Origin of the sequence: Micromonospora sp. NPDC050397 (genome assembly GCF_044901685.1) — a bacterium.
Taxonomy (GTDB): domain Bacteria; phylum Actinomycetota; class Actinomycetes; order Mycobacteriales; family Micromonosporaceae; genus Micromonospora_G.
The window spans coordinates 24963-43229 of sequence record NZ_JBJDPS010000014.1 but is presented as its reverse complement, the minus strand read 5'-3'; the positions used below and the strand labels follow the sequence as shown (position 1 = coordinate 43229).

16 protein-coding genes are annotated in these 18267 nt (G+C 71.1%); 13 read left to right on the top strand and 3 right to left on the bottom strand.

Annotated features, from left to right (window positions below; all coding sequences use genetic code 11):
* Positions 1–24 precede the first annotated feature (24 nt).
* A complete protein-coding gene (locus ACI2K4_RS29920) occupies positions 25–1062 on the top strand; it encodes a hemolysin family protein (protein ID WP_404516172.1) in 1038 nt (345 codons plus the stop codon).
* An 85-nt stretch (positions 1063–1147) separates the two neighbouring features.
* Here the strand turns inward: ACI2K4_RS29920 and ACI2K4_RS29915 are convergent, their stop codons facing one another.
* A complete protein-coding gene (locus ACI2K4_RS29915; protein WP_404516170.1) occupies positions 1148–2401 on the bottom strand; it encodes a WD40/YVTN/BNR-like repeat-containing protein in 1254 nt (417 codons plus the stop codon).
* Complete coding sequence (locus ACI2K4_RS29910) at positions 2394–3101, bottom strand: RNA polymerase sigma factor (RefSeq protein WP_404516168.1); 708 nt, start codon at positions 3099–3101, stop codon at positions 2394–2396. Before ACI2K4_RS29910 ends, ACI2K4_RS29915 begins: the two co-directional genes overlap by 8 nt.
* Positions 3102–3335: 234 nt before the next feature.
* Here ACI2K4_RS29910 and trpS point away from each other — a divergent pair, with 234 nt between their 5' ends.
* From trpS to ACI2K4_RS29855, 11 genes are all read left to right on the top strand, one after another.
* Complete coding sequence (gene trpS, locus ACI2K4_RS29905; protein WP_404516166.1) at positions 3336–4361, top strand: tryptophan--tRNA ligase; 1026 nt, start codon at positions 3336–3338, stop codon at positions 4359–4361.
* A 96-nt stretch (positions 4362–4457) separates the two neighbouring features.
* Positions 4458–5057, top strand: coding sequence for a 2'-5' RNA ligase family protein (locus ACI2K4_RS29900; RefSeq protein ID WP_404516288.1), 600 nt, complete (start codon positions 4458–4460; stop codon positions 5055–5057).
* Positions 5058–5137: 80 nt separating this feature from the next.
* Positions 5138–6043, top strand: a complete 906-nt coding sequence (locus tag ACI2K4_RS29895) for a YihY/virulence factor BrkB family protein (protein WP_404516164.1) — start codon at positions 5138–5140, stop codon at positions 6041–6043.
* Between the two features lie 338 nt (positions 6044–6381).
* Positions 6382–6822 (top strand): hypothetical protein, encoded by a 441-nt coding sequence (locus ACI2K4_RS29890; protein ID WP_404516162.1) that lies wholly within the window; start codon positions 6382–6384, stop codon positions 6820–6822.
* 676 nt (positions 6823–7498) lie between these two features.
* Entirely contained in the window at positions 7499–8566 is a 1068-nt protein-coding gene (locus tag ACI2K4_RS29885) for a BMP family protein (protein WP_404516286.1), read from the top strand.
* A gap of 319 nt (positions 8567–8885) precedes the next feature.
* Positions 8886–10442, top strand: coding sequence for an ABC transporter ATP-binding protein (locus ACI2K4_RS29880; RefSeq protein ID WP_404516285.1), 1557 nt, complete (start codon positions 8886–8888; stop codon positions 10440–10442).
* 13 nt (positions 10443–10455) lie between these two features.
* Positions 10456–11811 (top strand): ABC transporter permease, encoded by a 1356-nt coding sequence (locus tag ACI2K4_RS29875; protein ID WP_404516159.1) that lies wholly within the window; start codon positions 10456–10458, stop codon positions 11809–11811.
* Between the two features lie 3 nt (positions 11812–11814).
* Positions 11815–13095 (top strand): ABC transporter permease, encoded by a 1281-nt coding sequence (locus tag ACI2K4_RS29870; RefSeq protein WP_404516157.1) that lies wholly within the window; start codon positions 11815–11817, stop codon positions 13093–13095.
* Between the two features lie 126 nt (positions 13096–13221).
* Complete coding sequence (locus ACI2K4_RS29865) at positions 13222–13938, top strand: cytidine deaminase (protein WP_404516284.1); 717 nt, start codon at positions 13222–13224, stop codon at positions 13936–13938.
* Positions 13939–14075: 137 nt separating this feature from the next.
* A complete protein-coding gene (locus ACI2K4_RS29860; protein WP_404516155.1) occupies positions 14076–15356 on the top strand; it encodes a thymidine phosphorylase in 1281 nt (426 codons plus the stop codon).
* A gap of 144 nt (positions 15357–15500) precedes the next feature.
* On the top strand, positions 15501–16181 hold the full coding sequence (locus ACI2K4_RS29855; RefSeq protein WP_404516153.1) for a DUF4272 domain-containing protein: 681 nt from the start codon (positions 15501–15503) through the stop codon (positions 16179–16181).
* Between the two features lie 7 nt (positions 16182–16188).
* On the opposite strand, the gene ACI2K4_RS29850 is transcribed toward ACI2K4_RS29855, so the two are convergent.
* Positions 16189–17073: a putative RNA methyltransferase gene (locus tag ACI2K4_RS29850; protein WP_404516151.1), complete on the bottom strand. Its 885-nt coding sequence runs from the start codon at positions 17071–17073 to the stop codon at positions 16189–16191.
* Between the two features lie 97 nt (positions 17074–17170).
* Here ACI2K4_RS29850 and ACI2K4_RS29845 point away from each other — a divergent pair, with 97 nt between their 5' ends.
* Entirely contained in the window at positions 17171–18247 is a 1077-nt protein-coding gene (locus ACI2K4_RS29845) for an adenosine deaminase (RefSeq protein WP_404516149.1), read from the top strand.
* Positions 18248–18267: the final 20 nt, after the last annotated feature.

The window sequence follows — 18267 nt, the reverse complement described above, 5'->3', positions numbered from 1 at the left end:
CGGACGGTGTCTACCATCACTGACATGCGGGTATCCGGCAGTACCGGGCCCCGGCGCAGACCGCCGGGGCGTCCTACCAGACAACCGGGCCCGGTCGCCCGGGGGCTGGCCCGGGTGGTCGTCCGCGCGGCCGACGCCGCCACCCGGATGGTCACCTCCATGCTGGGGGCGAGCCCGACCTCCGGGCGGGAACGGATCAGCGAGTCCGAGCTGCGGGACCTGGTCGCCGCGAACACCGTGCTCGACCCGGTCGAACGCCGGATCATCGACGAGGTGCTGGTGGCCGGGGCGAGCCTGGTCCGGGAGGTGATGGTGCCCCGTACCGAGGTGGTGTTCCTCAACGCCCGGCTCACCCTCGACGAGGCGGACAAGCTGGTCCGGGCGGAGACACACACCCGCTACCCGGTGGTCGACCTGCCGCACGACGACGTGATCGGCTTCGTCCACCTGCGCGACGTGCTGCTCCGGCCCGACCACGACGGCCGGGTCACCATCCGTGACCTGACCCGCGAGGTCAAACAGCTACCCGGCAGCAAGCGGGTGCTCGCCGCGCTGACCGAGATGCGCCGGGAGCGGCAGCACCTGGCGGTGGTGGTCGACGAGTACGGCGGCACCGCCGGCATCATCACCCTGGAAGACCTGATCGAGGAGCTGGTCGGCGAGATCCACGACGAGTACGACGCCGCCCCGGAGCCGCTGCCGGCGGGCGTGCCCGCCGTGGTCGACGGCCGGCTCAACCTCGCCGACTTCGCCGAGCGGGCCGGGTTCGCACTGCCCGACGGCCCGTACGAGACCGTGGGCGGGTTCGTGATGGCCGCGCTGGGGCGGCTTCCCACCCCCGGCGACGAGGTGCGGGTCACCGCCGATCCGGCCGGTGCCGGCGGCACGGCCCGGATTCCCGGCGACGCCGACCGGGCGGGTGGCGTCCCGGTCGACGACGGGGCGGGGCGGGTCGTGGAGGACGACGGCTGGCTGCTGCGGGTACTCGCCCTCGACGGCCGCCGGGTGTCCCGGATCGCGATCTGCCCGGCCCACCTGCCCGGCCAGCGCCGCGCCGGCTGAGCCCGGTCGGGCGGAGTCCGGCCGAGTCGCGGCGGGCCGAGTCGGGTCGGGCCGAGGCGGGGCGGGCTGGCGGGTACGGGCCGGGTCAGCGGATCTGGAGCTTGCGCCAGGTCGCCCCGTCCACCGAGTACGCCACCCAACCGTTGCTGAACAACTGGTACGCGACGTAACCGCTGTTCGTACGCGCCAACCGTCCCACCGTGGGCAGGTTGCCGGCGGCTCGGCCGAAGCTGGCGCCGTCGTCGGAGCTGACGTACCAGCGGTTGTCCGCCCCGGCCACCAGCAGCCGGCCGTCGAACAGCGGCACCAGCTCACCGGCGAGGTGGCCCGGCCCGCCCGCCGGTGGCCCGGCCGCGACCGGGGTGAAGGTCCGGCCAGCGTCAACGGAGTGGAAGAAGCCACGGATTTCGCCGTCCGGACTGGTCACCACCGCGTACGCCCGCCCGCCGAGCACCGCCACCTGGACCCGCGCCGGCCCGGCGGCCGGTCCGAGGGTCGTCTCGGTCCAGGTCCCGCCGCCGTCCCGGCTGACCGCGGCGACCGCCTGACCATCGCGGGTCCCGCCGATCCACCAACCCCCGTCGGCGGTGGCGTCCGAGGCCACCCAGCAGACGCTGATCCCGAGGGTGTCGACCGGACCGAGTTCGACGGGGGCGTCGGGGTGCCAGATCGACACCCCGTAGCCGCAGCCGTCGGCACCCCGCGACCCGGGCTGGCGGACCGGCCGGTCGCCCGGCTGCGGCCCGAGGGGCTTCGCCCGTCCACCCAACTGCCACGTACGCCCACCGTCGGTGGAGACGTAGCTCGTCCCCCCGGCGACCGCCAGCCGCCCGTCCGGAAAGGCGAGCAGATCCAGGTCGGTACGGCCCCGGGTGGCGTCGGGCAGCTCGGTGACCTGCCAGTTCACGCCGCCGTCCTCGGTCCGGGCCACGCTGGCCGGGCAGGTCGCCCCCTCGCCGCACTCGGCGAGCAGATAACCGTGGTCCGGGTCGGTGAACTCGACGTCGGTGATGGTGCCGGGGACGTCCGTCACCGGCCCGGTCAGCCCGTTGATGATGATCCCGGCGTCGCCGTAGATCGGTCCGCCGGTCGGGTCGGCGGCGACCGGTGGCGCGGGCGCCGGGCCGGCACCGCCGGTCCACGGTCGAACCAAAAGGGTGAGGGTGACCGCCACGGCGGCGAGCGCACCGGTACCCAGGGTGCGACCGTGCCGCCGGCGGCGTGCCGCCAGGTGCCGGATTCGGTCCAGCGGCGGCTGCTCGATCCGGTCCAGCAGGTCGCTCCGGCCGCGGGCCAGCCGATCGTCGAGCGGGACGGGGGTGGGTCGGGACTCAGGCATGGGTCACCTCGGTGCTGCCGGTACTGCCGGCGGCGGTCTCGGTTCGGGGGACGATCGGCCGGGACCCGGCGGGGTCCGGCTCGGCCGCCCGGGCCGACCCGCCTGGGTCAACGATCGGGACACCGGGCGGGTCGACGGTCGGGACACCGGGTGGGTCAACGGTCGGGACACCGGGCGGGTCGACCGGGTCGCGGTAGTCGCCGAGCCGGGCGGCGATTGCGGCCCGGCCCCGGTGCAGCCGCGACTTGACCGTCCCGACCGCCACCCCGAGCACCTCGGCCACCTCGTCAACCGGCAGGTCGGCGAAGTAGTGCAGCACCAGCACCTCCCGGTAGCCGACCGGAAGGTCGGCCATCGCCTCCCGCAGGTCGGTCCGCTCCGGTCCGGGCGCCGCCTCGACCAGCCGCAGCACCGGTCGGTCCCGGCGCAGGATGGTGTCGAGCAGTTGCCGTCGCCGCCACCGTCGACGGACCACGTTCACCGCCACGGTGCGCAGCCACGCCTCGGGGTTGTCCACGTCGTCGAGGCCGCGCGGTCTGGCCAACGCCCGGGCGAACGCCTCCTGCACCACGTCCTGCGCCTCGGTCAGGTCGACGGTGAACGCGTAGACCTGCGTGACCAGGCGTCGGTAGCAGGCTTGGTAAAGCTCGCCGATCGACGTCTCCGCCCTGGTCTCGCCACGGCCGTGCTGGTCGCGCACTCGATCGCCCGCCCTTCCAATCCTCCAGCGTACGAGTCCCGACCGCTCCGTCCGGTTCCCGCGCGACGCGGTCCACCCCGCCGGCCGACGCGGTCCACCCCGCCGGCCGGCCGGGTACGGCAGCGGCCGCCGGTGGAGTCGGCGCGCGGCGTCACGGGGCGGGTTCGGTCGTGAGGGCGACTTGGCACAGGGCCGTCATGACGCGGGTCCGGGCTTGCTGTCAGAATTGCCGGCATGTCCGACGTTCCCGCGCGACCCAGGGTGCTCTCCGGCATCCAGCCCACCGCCGACTCGTTCCACCTGGGCAACTACCTGGGCGCGGTCCGCAACTGGGTGGCGATGCAGGAGACGCACGACACGTTCTACTGCGTGGTGGACCTGCACGCGATCACGGCCGGGCACGACCCGGCGGTGCTGCGCCAGCGGACCCGGGTCGCGGCGGCGCAGTTACTCGCGGTCGGGCTGGATCCGGAGCGGTGCACCCTGTTCGTCCAGTCGCAGGTGCCGGAGCACGCCCAACTCGCCTGGCTGCTGAGCTGCATCACCGGGTTCGGCGAGGCGAGCCGGATGACGCAGTTCAAGGACAAGTCGGCCAAGCAGGGGGCCGAGCGGTCCAGCGTCGGGCTGTTCACGTACCCGATCTTGCAGGCTGCGGACATCCTGCTCTACCAGGCGGACGCGGTCCCGGTCGGCGAGGACCAGCGCCAGCACCTGGAGTTGACTCGTGACCTGGCGCAGCGGTTCAACACCCTCTTCGGTGGCACCTTCACCGTGCCGTCGGCGTACATCGTGCGGGACACCGCGAAGATCGTCGACCTGCAGGACCCGAGCGCGAAGATGTCCAAGTCGGCGTCGTCGCCGGCCGGTCTGATCGAGTTGCTGGACGACCCGGCGAAGTCGGCGAAGAAAATCAGGTCCGCGGTCACCGACACCGGCCGCGAGGTCATTTTCGACCCGACCGAGAAGCCCGGGATCTCCAACCTGCTCACCATCTACGCCGCGCTCACCGGCCGTGGTATCGAGGACCTGGTCGCGGCGTACGAGGGCAAGGGGTACGGGGACCTGAAGAAGGACCTCGCCTCGGTGGTGACCGAGTTCGTCACGCCGATTCAGCAACGTACCCGGGCGTACCTCGACGATCCGGCACAGTTGGACAAGCTGCTGGCGATCGGCGCGGAGAAGGCACGGGCGGTCGCGTCGGCCACGCTCGCCACGGCGTACGACCGGATCGGCTTCCTGCCCGCCGCCCGGCATGACTAGCCTGCGGTGCGGCACGACCGGCCGGCGGTCCGGCGGGAACCCGTCGGCGTCGAGCCGGCGGTCCGGCGGGAACCGGCCGGGGTCGAGCCGGCGAGGATGAGCGACCACCGGCGTCCGGCGCCGGTGACGTGGGAGCGGAGCGTGGTTCGGACGGACGGGTCGCAGCAGACCGGCAGCACCCCGACCCGGATCGGGGTGGCGGTGGACATCCCCGAGCCGTGGGGCGAGTTGCTCACCCGGCGTCGCGCCGAGGCGGGGGATCCACAGGCGGCGTACGTGCCGGCGCACCTGACCCTGCTCGGGCCGACCGAGATCGCACCGGAACATCTGCCGGCGATCGAGGCACACCTGGACAAGGTCGCCACCAGCCATCCGTCCTACACCCTGCACCTGCGGGGCACCGGTACGTTCCGCCCGATCACCGAGGTGGTCTTCGTGGCGGTGGCGGCCGGGATCAGCGAGTGCGAGCTGCTGGCCGAGGCAATCAACCAGGCCCCCGGCCTGCGGCGGGAGACCCGGTTCCCGTACCACCCGCATGTCACGGTGGCCCACGACGTGGACCCGGCCGAGCTGGACCGGGTGTACCGGGACCTCGCCGGCTTCGAGGCGCTGGTCGAGGTACGCGGCTTCACCCTCTTCTCGCACAGCGGTGAGGCACGCTGGCAACCCCGTCGGGACTACCTGCTGGGCGGCTGAGCCGCAGGGGGACTTCGCGCGACCCGGTGTTCGTGCGTGGCCGACGCGCCGAATCCCGGTGGATCGGCGAGGATGACGGCGTGAACGTCCTGGATCGGATAGTGGCGCGCGCCGAACGGCGGGTACGGCTCTGGCGTGACCGGTCGCCGGTGTTCGACCACTTCTGCCGGGCGGTCGGACGGTACGTCGAGGTGCTCGGCGGGCGGCTCGCCGCCGGTATCGCGTACTACGGCTTCTTTGCCGTCTTCGCACTCGGTCTGGTGGCGTACTGGATCTTCGGCACGGTGCTGGGTGAGAGCGAGCGGGTCAACGAGGGAACGGCGCACTTCTTCCGGCAGAACCTGCCGTTCCTCGATCCGGAACAGATCCAGCAGGGGGCCCGGCGGGTCGGCATCATCGGCCTGGTGCTGTTGGTGATCACCGGCATCGGCTGGGTGGAGGCGATCCGGTCGTCGCAGCGCCTGATCTATCGGCTCAACCAGCAACCCGGGTACGTGGTGATCCGGCAGTTGATCGACCTGGTGGTGGTGCTCGGCGTCTTCCTGCTGCTGGGTATCTCGGTCGGTGCCGTGGATACCCTCCAGTCGCTGTTCAGCCTGGCCTTCGGCTCGCGTTCGCTGCTGGTCTCGATCACGAGCTGGGTATTGGCGCTGGTGATCAACATGGTGCTGGCCACGGCGCTCATGCTGGCCGTGCCCCGGTTGCGGATCACGCCGCGCCGACTCTTCTCGCCGGTGCTGTTGGTGGCGCTGGGCGTGACCCTGCTGAACTCGCTCGGCCGCTACTACGTGGTGCGGTTCGAGCGGAACCTCGCGTACACGGCGGTTGCCGGCACCGTCGGCCTGCTGGTCTACCTCTACCTGCTCAACCAGTTGCTGCTCTTCGGCGCGGCGCTGGCCGCGACGAGTCACCGGGGCCGGGTGATCGACCTGGCCGCCGACGACCCGCACCCGCCCGGCCCGCCCCGCCTCGGCGAGCCCCGCTGAGGCGTAAGGAAGGGCCCCTTATTAACGCTATGCGTTAATAAGGGGCCCTTCCTTACGCCTACAGACGGTGAGATCATCACGGCCTCTTGTAACGAAGATCCACTTGGTGGCATGCTGACCTGGTGCCCGTGAAGATCACGTAGCAGGTGCGGCGGCGTGCGTCGACCGGCTGGCGGCTCGGGTCACCGATGGGCCCCCGGCGGTTGTCGCTGCCTGAGCTGAGGCGACCGCCGGGCCGATACCGAGGCGATGCCGGGCCGGTACTGCGGTGCCCTCAAGGTGGGGCAATTCGGGCAAATGCCCACGAGGCGTCCGGGCCGCGCATCATGATGATTCCCGTGGGCGCACTAGTGACGCTGGAACTGCCGGACGAATCACCGATCCACGAACTGCCGTGGATCATCACGTTCGGCCCGCTCGGCGACGACGACGAGTGGGAGCCGGTGGTCTGCGGCCCGTACGAGCGGCCCCAGGCGCTGGCCCTCGCGGAGTCGGTGGTGGCGGACGAGGATCTGATGGCCGTCGTCGAACCCCTGCTGCCCCGGTTGAGCGCCGCCGAGATCCTGGGGGAGATCGCCGCGTCCAGGATGGCGGCCGAGGACGACGCGGTCCAGACCGACGAGGCCGACATCTACGGTGACTACGAGGACCTGCTGGACGAGGAGTCGGGACCGGAGACGGTGCAGCAGCGGGCCGAGCCCCGACCGGCGCCGACACCGGAGGAACTGCGGGCGAGCATGGCCCGGATCGCCGACAAGCTGGGCAATCTCAGCGGCTGACGCGGCGCCCGTACGGCCGACGGTTGGGCCACCGCGCGTCGCACCGTCGACGGGTGAGCGGGGTTGGAACCGGACGACGCCGACGGGGCCCCGGACGACGCCGGTGCCCCGGACGACACTCCCGGGGCACCGGCGGCACCATCCGCACCCCCCACCACAAGGGGTCCCGCCCCAGTCGCCCGTCGGCGCGGGGCACAACGGACGACCAGGTTAGGGCGGGGGTACCCGGAGGGCGGCGGGTCTAACCGAGTGGTTGTCGACGGCCACCGAAAGGCGGTCATCGTGATCACCGAGCGCATTCCGGTCGATACGCAGAAGTGCGGGATACCGTCGAATGCGGTTGGTTGAGAAATTGTTATTAACGCGGAACTTGGCCAAGCGTCTCCGGATAGTCACCCACTGGTGCCGTCCTGAGCAGGGAAAACTCCCCTTAAGGGTCGTTTAAGTAGTTGTGGTCGTTGGCGTACCAGCACGAGGAGTGATTTCGACCACGAGAGAGTTACGTGAGGGTAACAGCACCTCAACAGTCGGGCACGATTGTCGGCCGGTGGGTGGGCGCGGGCGTACGCTCCCGTCCTAACGTGGGACGCCGGGTGCAAGGTGCAGGCCGGCCAAGGGCTGCCACCGCGAGTCGGTGTGCATGGGGAAGGAGACCGTCTTGCGCTCAGTGCGTGGGATGCGGATCGTTTCGGTATTCGCGGTGGGCGGGCTCGCACTGGGCGTGGCCGCCGCCTGCGGTGAGGCGCCGAGCGAGAGCGGTGGCAGCGGCAGCGCCGCCGACAAGTACAGCGCGTGCATGGTGACCGACGTCGGCGGCATCGACGACAAGTCGTTCAACACCTCCGCCTGGAAGGGCCTGCAGGAGGCCAAGGCGGCGGACCCGAACATCGACATCAAGTACGTCGCCTCGAAGGCCGAGGCCGACTACGAGCCGAACCTGACCCAGTACGTCAACCAGGACTGCGACTTCATCCTCGCGGTCGGCGGGCTGATGGGCGACGCCACCTCGAAGATCGCGAAGGCGCACCCGGACCAGCAGTTCGGCATCGTGGACGCCAAGCTTCCGGAGAGCAACGTCTACCCGATGCAGTTCGACACCGCGCAGGCCGCCTTCCAGGCGGGTTACCTGGCGGCGGGCATGACCAAGACCGGCAAGGTCGGCACCTACGGCGGCATGAAGATCCCGCCGGTGACGATCTTCATGGACGGCTTCGCCGACGGCGTGGCGCAGTACAACAAGGTCAAGGGCAAGTCGGTCCAGATCCTCGGCTGGAACAAGGCCACCCAGGACGGGTCCTTCACCAACGACTTCGTGAAGCAGGACGAGGGCAAGAAGGTCAGCGACACGCTGGTCGCCCAGGGCGCCGACATCGTCATGCCGGTCGCCGGTGGCGCCGGTCAGGGCACCACCGCCGCGGCCCAGGCCTCCGGCGGCAAGTTCAACGCGATCTGGGTCGACGTCGACGGCTGTGAGAGCACCCCGAACTGCCCGGCCCTGATCACCACCGTGGTCAAGAACATCCCGGATGTCGTCCGGGACGCGGTGACCAAGGCGGCCAAGGGCGAGAAGCTCGCGCACGACCCGGGCTTCACCGGCACCCTCGCCAACAACGGCGTCGAGCTGGCTCCGTACCACGACTTCGACAGCAAGGTTCCGGCCGAGCTGAAGGCCGAGGTCGACAAGCTCAAGGCGGACATCGCCGCCGGCACCATCACCGTCACCTCCCCGGCCCAGCCGAAGTGACGCCGGACCGGCCGTCGGAGGTGGGAACATCACCTCCGATGGCCGGTTCGCCAGCACCACACCAGCCGGCCGCTCCGGTCTTCGCGCACTCGTCGCACGGACCGGGGCGGCCGTGCCGCGCTCTGCCCGGAACCACTCCGCTCGGCACGGCCCCGGTCCGTACGACATCGACCGGGACGGTCCTGATCGAGCGTTCGGGCAGAGGTCGTAGCATGCTCGACCGTCGGCCGAACGGGCCGACCCCGCTGACCCGTTCACCCTCCCGCCCCAGCCCGGGGGCGGCTAGGCTGCACCATCGCCCGCACTCCAGGAGGTTGCGCTGAGACTCGAACTGCGCGGCATCACCAAGCGGTTCGGTGAGCTGGTCGCCAACGACCACATCGATCTGACGGTTGAGCCAGGAGAGATCCACGCGCTGCTCGGCGAGAATGGCGCGGGCAAGTCCACTCTGATGAACGTGCTGTACGGCCTGATCCAGCCCGACGAGGGCGAGATCCTGGTCAACGGCGCACCTCTGCGGATCAAGGGGCCGGCGGACGCCATCGGCGCCGGGATCGGCATGGTGCACCAGCACTTCATGCTGGTGCCGGTCTTCACCGTCGCCGAGAACGTCATGCTCGGTGCCGAGCAGGTCCGTGGCGGCATCGCCGGCTTCCTCGACCGTCGGCGGGCCCGCCGTGAGGTGGCCGAGGTCTCCGCCCGCTACAACCTCCGGGTCGATCCGGACGCGGTGATCGAGGACCTGCCGGTCGGCGTGCAGCAGCGGGTCGAGATCGTCAAGGCCCTGACCCGCGACGTCGACCTGCTCATCCTGGACGAGCCGACCGCCGTGCTGACGCCGCAGGAGACCGAGGAACTGCTCGCCGTGATGCGGGCGCTCAAGGCATCGGGCAAGTCGATCGTGTTCATCACGCACAAGCTGAAGGAAGTCAAGGCGATCGCCGACCGGATCACGGTCATCCGGCGCGGCAAAACCGTCGGTACGGCGAGCCCGCAGGCGAGCGAGGACGAACTCGCCGCCCAGATGGTCGGCCGTACGGTCAGCCTCGTGGTCGAGAAGGAACCGGCCGAGCCGGGTGAACCGGTCCTGGAGATCGAGGGGCTGGTCGTCGACGACGAGCGCGCGTACCGGGCGGTGGACGGGATCGACCTCACCGTCCGCGCCGGTGAGGTGCTCGGCATCGCCGGTGTGCAGGGCAACGGCCAGACCGAACTGGTTGAGGCGATCATGGGTCTGCGGCCGGTGTTGGCCGGCTCGGTGAGCCTCGCCGGAGAGCGGATCGACGGCTGGTCGACCAAGCGGGTGCTCCGCGCCGGGGTCGGCTACGTGCCCGAGGACCGCAGTGTCGACGGGCTGGTCAAGGAGTTCAGCGTCGCCGAGAACCTGGTGCTGGACATCTACGACCGGGCACCGTTCGGCGCCGGCCTGCGGCTACGCCCGGACGAGATCGCCCGTTCGGCCGGGGAGCGGATCGCCCAGTTCGACGTCCGTACGCCGAGCGCGGACGCACCGGTCGGCACCCTCTCCGGCGGCAACCAGCAGAAGGTCATCGTGGCCCGGGAGCTGTCCCGCCCGTTGAAGCTCTTTGTCGCCGCGCAGCCGACCCGGGGAGTCGACGTCGGCTCGATCGAGTTCATCCATCAGCGGATCATCCGCGAACGGGACATCGGCACCGCCGTACTCGTGATCTCCAGCGAGTTGGACGAGGTTATCGGCCTGGCCGACCGGATCGCCGTGATGTACCGAGGCCGGATCCTCGGCATCGTCGGGCCGGACACCCCGCGCGAGGAGATCGGCCTGTTGATGGCCGGGATCACCGACGAGGCCGCGACCTCGACTCCCGGCAGCACCCCAACCGACGAGGAAACGGCATGAGCGAGGCGGCGGCATGAGCGAGCTTGATGGTGGTGCCGCGTCGCCGGACAAGGAGCCGGCGAAGCAGTCGCGGGCCGCGCGGTCGGCGGCGGCGAACGCCGATCCGCCCACCCCGGGCAGCGGTGCGCCCGCCACCGGGCCGGGCCGGGGTCCGCTCCTGCTCCGCAGTTTCCTGCAGAACCTCTGGGCGGCCAACACGGTCACCGTGACGGTGCTCGCGATCGTGCTGGCGACGGTGATCGGCGCGATCCTGATCATTATTTCCGACCCGGACGTGCTGCACACCTACAGTTACATCACCGCCCGGCCACAGGACGCGCTCAACTCGAGCTGGACGGTGGTCAGCGAGGCGTACGCCAACCTGTTCAAGGGTGCGGTGGTCGACCCGGCCGCGGTGCAGGGCTGGATCAACGGCACCAACGGCTGGGAGCTCGTCTTCGCGCCGATCTCCGAGACGCTCACGTACACCGCGCCCCTGGTCTTCACCGGGCTGGCCGTGGCGTTGGCGTTTCGTGGCGGCCTGTTCAACATCGGTGCCCAGGGGCAGGCCACGATCGGCGTGATCCTGGCGGCGCTGGCCGGCTTCCTGATCCCGCTGCCGCCGGTGGTGCACGTGATCGTGGCGCTGATCGCGGGCGCGCTCGGCGGTGCGATCTGGGGCTTCGTCCCCGGTTTCCTCAAGGCGCGGACCGGTGCGCACGAGGTGATCAACACGATCATGCTCAACTACGTCGCGGTCTACCTGCTCTCCTGGGTGATCCTGCAAAAAGTCGTGCACGACCCGGACCGGACCGACGCGATCAGCCGACCGGTCGACTCGTCGGCGCAGTTGCCCCGGCTGCTCGGCAGCGACCTGCGGGTGCACGCCGGCATCCTGCTCGCCGTGCTGGCCACCTGGGCGGTGGCCTGGCTGCTCAACCGCTCCACCTTCGGGTTCGAGCTGCGCGCGGTGGGGGCCAACCCGGACGCCGCGCGGACCGCCGGGATCAGCGTCACCAAGACGTACGTGCTGCTCATGGTGATCTCCGGCGCGCTCGCCGGACTCGGTGGCTCGAACATGGTGATCGGTTCCACGGCCAGCGCGCTCACCCCGCTGGTGGTGGCGCAGATCGGCTTCGACGGCATCCTGGTGGCGCTGCTGGGGCGGGTCAAACCCTGGGGCGTGCTGCTCGCGGCGCTGCTCTTCGGCGCGTTGCAGGCCGGTGGCAACCGGATGCAGTCGTACGCCGGGATCTCGCTGGAGTTGGTGACCGTACTGCAGGCGTTGATCGTCATCTTCATCGCCGCACCCGCCCTGATCAAGGCGATCTTCCAGCTCCGCGCCGCGCGGGCCGCGAGATTGCAGACGAGCCTGGCGAAGGGCTGGTAGTCGATGTCCACGATGGCAGTGGGGGAGGTCGCCCTGGCCCCCGTACACCAGGGGTTCTGGACCCGCGACCGGCGAATCGGCCTCGGGCTGCTCGGGTTCGGTGTGCTCGCGGCGATCCTGTTCGGCGCGCTCGCCACCGGCGAACTCGCCCGGTTCACCCTGAGCGAGGACGCGGCCGGCGCCGCACTGGAGATCGACGGTACGTTCGGCGCGATCCTGTTCGGGCTGGTCGGCGCGGCGGCCGGTGCCGCCCTCCTGGTCGGCGTGCCCAGGCGCTGGTTCGCGGTGCTGATCGGCATCGGCGTGGTCGGCTTCGTGCTCTCCTTCCTCTGCTGGCAGGTCTCGTCCGCGCCGGTCGGGCAGAACTTCATGCCGCTGGTCAACATCGTCCGGAACACCTTCCTGCTGGCCCTCCCGCTGATCTTCGGAGCGCTGGCCGGGGTGCTCTGCGAGCGTTCCGGCGTGGTGAACGTGGCGATCGAGGGCCAGTTGCTGATGGGGGCCTTCGCCGGGGCGCTGTTCGGCTCGCTGACCGGCAGCGTCTGGGTCGGACTGGTGGCGGCGGCGCTCGGCGGTGCCTTCATCTCCCTGCTGCTCGCCGTTTTCTCCATCCGCTACCTGGTCGACCAGGTGGTGATGGGCATCGTGCTGAACCTGCTGGCGGTGGGGCTGACCGGCTTCCTCTACGAGCGGCTGATGCAGACCGACGCGGCCACCTACAACCAGCCGCCGCACTTCGGCAACTGGTCGATCCCGCTGCTGTCGGAGATCCCGGTGATCGGCCCGGCGATCTTCCAGAGCAACATCTTCCTCTACCTCGCCCTGGTCCTGGTGCTGGTCATCCACTTCGCCCTGTTCCGGACCCGGTGGGGGCTGCGGACCCGCTCGGTCGGCGAGCACCCGACCGCCGCGGACACGCTCGGCGTACGGGTGCTCCGGCTGCGCTACCGCAACGTGCTGCTCGCCGGGATGGTGGCCGGGGTCGGCGGTGCCTCGTACACGCTGGCGCTCTACACGTTCAGCAAGAACATGATCGGCGGCAAGGGTTTCATCGCGCTGGCCGCGCTGATCTTCGGTCGGTGGAGCCCGACCGGGGCACTGCTCGCCGCCCTCTTCTTCGGGTTCGCCGACCAGCTCGGCACCTACCTGAGCGCGATCAACAGTGTGATCCCGAGTGACTTCCTGGCGATGTTGCCGTACCTCGCCACCATCCTGGCGGTGGCTGGGCTGGTCGGCCGGGTCAGGGCGCCGGCCGCCGACGGAAAGCCCTATATCAAGGGCTGACCGCCGGACCGACCGGGCACCGGATCGACCCGGCGGCGGTAGCCGACCGACTGACCGGCCGTGACGAGCGGTCTTCGGGTCGGTTAGCGGTCCTGACCAGCGGCGAGGCAGGATAGAGACGTGACAATGGAGATCGACTGGGCGGCACTGCGCGCCGCCGCCACCGAGGCGATGCGGCACGCGTACGCCCCGTACTCGAACTTCCCGGTCGGGGCGGCCGGGCTGGTTGACGACGGCCGGGTGGTGGTCGGCTGCAACGTCGAGAACGCCGCGTACGGTGTGGCGCTCTGCGCCGAGTGCGGGGTGGTCTCCTCGCTGCACGCCACCGGCGGCGGCCGGTTGGTCGCCGTGTCGTGTGTCGACGCCACCGGCGAGCCGCTGATGCCCTGCGGCCGGTGCCGCCAGCTCCTGTGGGAGCAGGGCGGCCCGGAGTGCCTGGTCGAGGCGCATCCCCGGCCGCTGAGCATGGCCGAACTGCTGCCGCACGCCTTCGACGTGGCCGACCTGGAGGCGGTTGTCGCCCCGCCGGTGCTGCCGACGGTGCCGGAGCGGCTCGCCGCCTGGCGTGGCCGGGGCACCGTCTTTGTCCACCCGGACGTCTCGGGCGGGAAGCAGATCTGGACCGGCTACTGGGAGCGGTCGGCCGGCGACGACGGCGACGAGCCGACCGGGGTGCTGGAGGAGGCGCCGAGTTGGGACGACCCCGCCGACGCGATCACCTGGGGACACGCCCGTACGCCCCGGGTGGTGGTGGTCGACGCGGCCGGCACCCTCTACTGGGCCGGCGAGGGCGAGCCGCCGATGGAGATCCCGATTCGCTGGCCCGGGTCGGAGACCGACTGACCAGGTCGCGGGGCGCCGTCACGGCGTAGAAGCGGTTGTAGAAAAGGCGGTACGGCCGCCGGAAGGCAAGCGGGCGGGTCGGAAACCGAACCGGTACGTCCGGAACCGAATCCTCTCTAAGGCAGGGTGTCAGGACCATGGGTGCGTTCAGTGCGGTCGAGGTGATCCGGGCCAAGCGCGACGGTGGTGTGCTCAGCGACGGGCAGATCGACTGGGTGGTCGACGCGTACACCCGGGGGCAGGTCGCCGACGAGCAGATGTCCGCGCTCGCGATGGCCATCCTGCTGCGCGGCATGACCCCGGCCGAGATCGCCCGGTGGACCGCCGCGATGATCGCCAGCGGGGAACGGCTCGACCTCTCCGGTGTGGACCGGCCGACCGTGGACAAGCACTCGACCGGCGGCGTCGGTGACAAGACCACGCTGCCGTTGACCCCGCTCGTCGCGGCCTGTGGTGCGGCCGTACCGCAGCTCTCCGGACGGGGGCTCGGGTACACCGGGGGCACTTTGGACAAGCTGGAGTCGATCCCGGGCTGGCGGGCCGCGCTGACCAACGACGAGTTCATCGCCCAGCTCCGGGACACCGGGGCGGTGATCTGCGCGGCCGGCGAGCACCTGGCACCGGCGGACCGCAAGCTGTACGCGTTGCGCGACGTCACCGGGACGGTCGAGGCGATCCCGCTGATCGCCAGTTCGATCATGAGTAAGAAGATCGCCGAGGGAACCGGCGCCCTGGTGCTCGACGTGAAGGTGGGCAGCGGCGCGTTCATGAAGCCCGTCGACGACGCCCGCGAGCTGGCCCGCACCATGGTCGACCTCGGCACCGCGCACGGTGTACGGACCGTTGCCCTGCTCACCGACATGTCCACCCCGCTGGGCCTGGCCGTCGGCAACGCGGTCGAGGTGACCGAGTCGATCGAGGTGCTGGCCGGGGGCGGTCCCGCCGACGTGGTCGAACTGACCCTCGCGCTCGCCCGGGAGATGCTCGACGCGGCCGGTCTGCCCGACGTCGACCCGGAACCGGCGCTGCGCGACGGACGGGCGATGGACGCCTGGCGAGCCATGGTCCGGGCCCAGGGTGGCGACCCGGACGCGACGCTGCCGGTGGCCGCCGAGACCGAACTGGTCCGGGCCGAACGGGACGGGTACGTCGCCGCCGTCGACGCGTACGGCATCGGGGTCGCCGCGTGGCGGCTCGGCGCCGGCCGGGCCCGTAAGGAGGACGCGGTCAGCGCCGGGGCGGGGGTCGTGCTGCACCGGCGCCCCGGTGACCGGGTCCGGGCCGGCGACGTCCTCTACGAGCTGCGCGCCGACGCCGCGTCGCGGATCCCGGCCGCCCGTACGGCCGCCGACGCCGCGGTCACCGTCGCCGACGCCGCACCGGTCATCTCCCCGCTGGTGATCGAGCGGATCGGCTGACCCCCTGACGATCGAGCGGATCGGCCGCGCGGCCAGCCCGGCCGGCGGGGCGGCATGGTGTCACCGCGACGGAGCGGCTATCCTCCCTGGCCAAGGGGGACCATCCGGCGCTGAGCCGCTGTTTTGACTGGCAGGGACGAAGCTGTGACCGTACCCGCTCCAGACCCCCGGGCCGTGCGCGCGGCAAGTCTCGACGAGATGAGCCGCCTCGGGCTGCCGCTGCCACCGGCCACCTTCCCGCTCGTCTGGGAGCCGGGTGACCAGGTCGAGCTGCGGCCGACCGCTGAGGTCGAGGCGCGGTTGGCCGTCCTGCACCTGATCCTGGCGCGCTGTTTCGGCATGCCGGCGGAGGCGGGGATGAGCTGGCTGCTCGGCTCGCACCTGGTCGAGACCGTCACCCCGCCGGAGTGGCAGTTCGTGATCGGCGGCAAGGGCGACCACCGCTCGTTCGTGTTGCACCACGACGCGGTCTTCGCACTCGCCTGGGTGCTCGGGCTGACCAAGCACCTCGACCCGTCGGAGCCGACCGACGAGCGGTTGATGGCGCTCCTGCCCGACCTGCCGGGCGGGGAGACGTTCACCGGGTGGCGGTCCCGGACCCTGGTCGCGCCCCGGGACACGATCGAGGTTGCCGCCCTGCTCGACCTCTACTACTGCCTCGACTGGGGGCACCTGGAACTGGAGCGGCTGGGCGGCAGTCACCCGAGCATGATCGACGCGAACGCGATCGGGCAGCGCCGGTGGGCACTGGAGTGGGTGGTCATCTTCCGTGGGCCGTACCACGATCCGCCGGCCGGCTGGGAGGAAGTCGACCTCTCGACCTGACCGGCGCTCAGCGCGGCCGGTAGACGCCGACTTCGACGGCGGCGGTCACCTCGACCGGCTCCGGTAGCCCCTCGATCCGGGCGGCGAGCCGGTCCGGGTCGAGGTGCCAGGCACTCGGACCCATCCCGACCAGGGTGGTGACCTCCGGCCGGCGCAACCACATCCGGTGGCTGTGCCGACCCCGGTCGACCAGCTCGAACCCCCGGTCGAGACTCTCCGCGACCCGGTCCGACTTCGCCGGGTCGACCCGCAGCAGATCCAGCCGCTCGACCAGCTCGGTGAGGTGGTCGGCGGCGGGTGTGACCACCAGTAGTGCGCCGTCGGGACGCAGCACCCGGCGGAACTCGGCCCCGTTGCGCGGGGCGAAGACGTTGAGCAGGAGCGCGGTCGACGCGTCGGCCAGCGGGAGGGTCGTCCAGGTGTCGCAGAGCGCGGAGGCGGCACGGGGGTGCGCCCGGGCCGCCCGGCGCAGCGCCGGCTTGGACACGTCGAGCGCCAGGCCGACCGCGTCCGGGACCGCGTCCAGCACCGCGGCGAGGTGCCGGCCGGTGCCGGCCCCGGCGTCGACCACCAGTTCCGGGTACGTGCCGTCAGCTCCGCCGCCAGCACGGTCGACGGCCCCGCTGGCGATCGCTGCCGCGACGAGAGCGGTGGAGATCGGGTCGTAGTGGCCCGCGCCGAGGAACTCCTCCCGGGCACCGACCATCTCGGCACTGTCCCCGGTGTGCGACGCGCGCCCGGCCAGCAGGTTGACGTACCCCTGGCGGGCCAGGTCGAAGCTGTGCCCGCGCGGACAGCGCAGCGTCCGCGTGCCGCCCTCGCCGGTTGGTTGACCGCCGAGCGGCTGACCGCAGAGCGGGCAGCGCAGCAACCGCAGCGGATCGGGGCTCACCCCGGCCAGCCTAGACCGTCGCCGACCCGTGACCGCGCGGCCCGGCGACCGGCCGCGCCCCGCCGGTCGATCCCTGGTCGAGCACTAGGGTCTGGTCATGGTGGCAATCGAGTACGAAGACATCGTCAAGGCACCCAAGGCACTGCTGCACGACCACCTGGACGGCGGCCTGCGGCCGGCGACCATCGTCGAGCTCGCCGACCAGATCGGGCACACCCTGCCCAGCACCGACCCGGAGGAACTGGGCCGGTGGTTCGTCACCGCCGCCGACTCCGGCTCGCTGGAGCGGTATCTCGAGACGTTCGCGCACACGGTGGCCGTGATGCAGACCGCCGACGCGCTGCACCGGGTCGCCGCCGAGTGCGCCGTCGACCTGGCCGCCGACGGCGTCGTCTACGCGGAGGTCCGGTTCGCGCCGGAGCAGCACCTGGACCGGGGCCTGACCCTGGACGAGGTGGTCGAGGCGACGGTCGCCGGCTTCGCCGAGGGGACGGCGCTCGCCGCGGCGGCCGGACACCGGATTCGGATCGGCACCCTGCTGACCGCCATGCGGCACGCCGCCCGTTCGCAGGAGATCGCCGAGCTCGCGGTCCGGTTCCGGGACGCGGGTGTGGTCGGCTTCGACATCGCCGGGGCGGAGGCCGGCTTCCCGCCCACCCGGCACCTGGACGCCTTCGAGTACCTGCAGCGGGAGAACTTCCACTTCACCATCCACGCCGGTGAGGCGTTCGGGCTGCCCTCGATCTGGCAGGCGATCCAGTGGTGCGGCGCGGACCGCCTCGGTCACGGGGTCCGGATCGTGGACGACATCACCCCCGGCGCCACTCCGGTCCTCGGCCGCCTCGCCGCGTACGTGCGGGACAAGCGCATTCCGCTCGAACTCTGCCCGTCCTCGAACGTACAGACCGGTGCCGTCGCCTCGATCGCCCAACATCCGATCGGGCTCCTGCGCGACCTCCGGTTCCGGGCCACGGTCAACACCGACAACCGGTTGATGAGCGGCACCTCCATGTCCCGGGAGATGGCGTTGCTGGTCGAGGCGTTCGGTTACGGCTGGGCCGAACTGCAATGGTTCACCATCAACGCGATGAAGAGTGCCTTCATCCCGTTCGACGAACGGCTCGCGATCATCAACGAAGTGATCAAGCCGGGGTACGCGAAACTGCTTCCCTGACGGTATGTCCCGCCTGCCGT

Coding starts and splice junctions, on each gene's coding strand:
- ACI2K4_RS29920 (WP_404516172.1), top strand. CDS start 25: ATGCGGGTATCCGGCAGTACCGGGCCCCGGCGCAGACCGCCGGGGCGT.
- ACI2K4_RS29915 (WP_404516170.1), bottom strand. CDS start 2,401: ATGCCTGAGTCCCGACCCACCCCCGTCCCGCTCGACGATCGGCTGGCC.
- trpS (WP_404516166.1), top strand. CDS start 3,336: ATGTCCGACGTTCCCGCGCGACCCAGGGTGCTCTCCGGCATCCAGCCC.
- ACI2K4_RS29900 (WP_404516288.1), top strand. CDS start 4,458: ATGAGCGACCACCGGCGTCCGGCGCCGGTGACGTGGGAGCGGAGCGTG.
- ACI2K4_RS29885 (WP_404516286.1), top strand. CDS start 7,499: ATGCGGATCGTTTCGGTATTCGCGGTGGGCGGGCTCGCACTGGGCGTG.
- ACI2K4_RS29875 (WP_404516159.1), top strand. CDS start 10,456: ATGAGCGAGCTTGATGGTGGTGCCGCGTCGCCGGACAAGGAGCCGGCG.
- ACI2K4_RS29870 (WP_404516157.1), top strand. CDS start 11,815: ATGTCCACGATGGCAGTGGGGGAGGTCGCCCTGGCCCCCGTACACCAG.
- ACI2K4_RS29865 (WP_404516284.1), top strand. CDS start 13,222: ATGGAGATCGACTGGGCGGCACTGCGCGCCGCCGCCACCGAGGCGATG.
- ACI2K4_RS29860 (WP_404516155.1), top strand. CDS start 14,076: ATGGGTGCGTTCAGTGCGGTCGAGGTGATCCGGGCCAAGCGCGACGGT.
- ACI2K4_RS29845 (WP_404516149.1), top strand. CDS start 17,171: ATGGTGGCAATCGAGTACGAAGACATCGTCAAGGCACCCAAGGCACTG.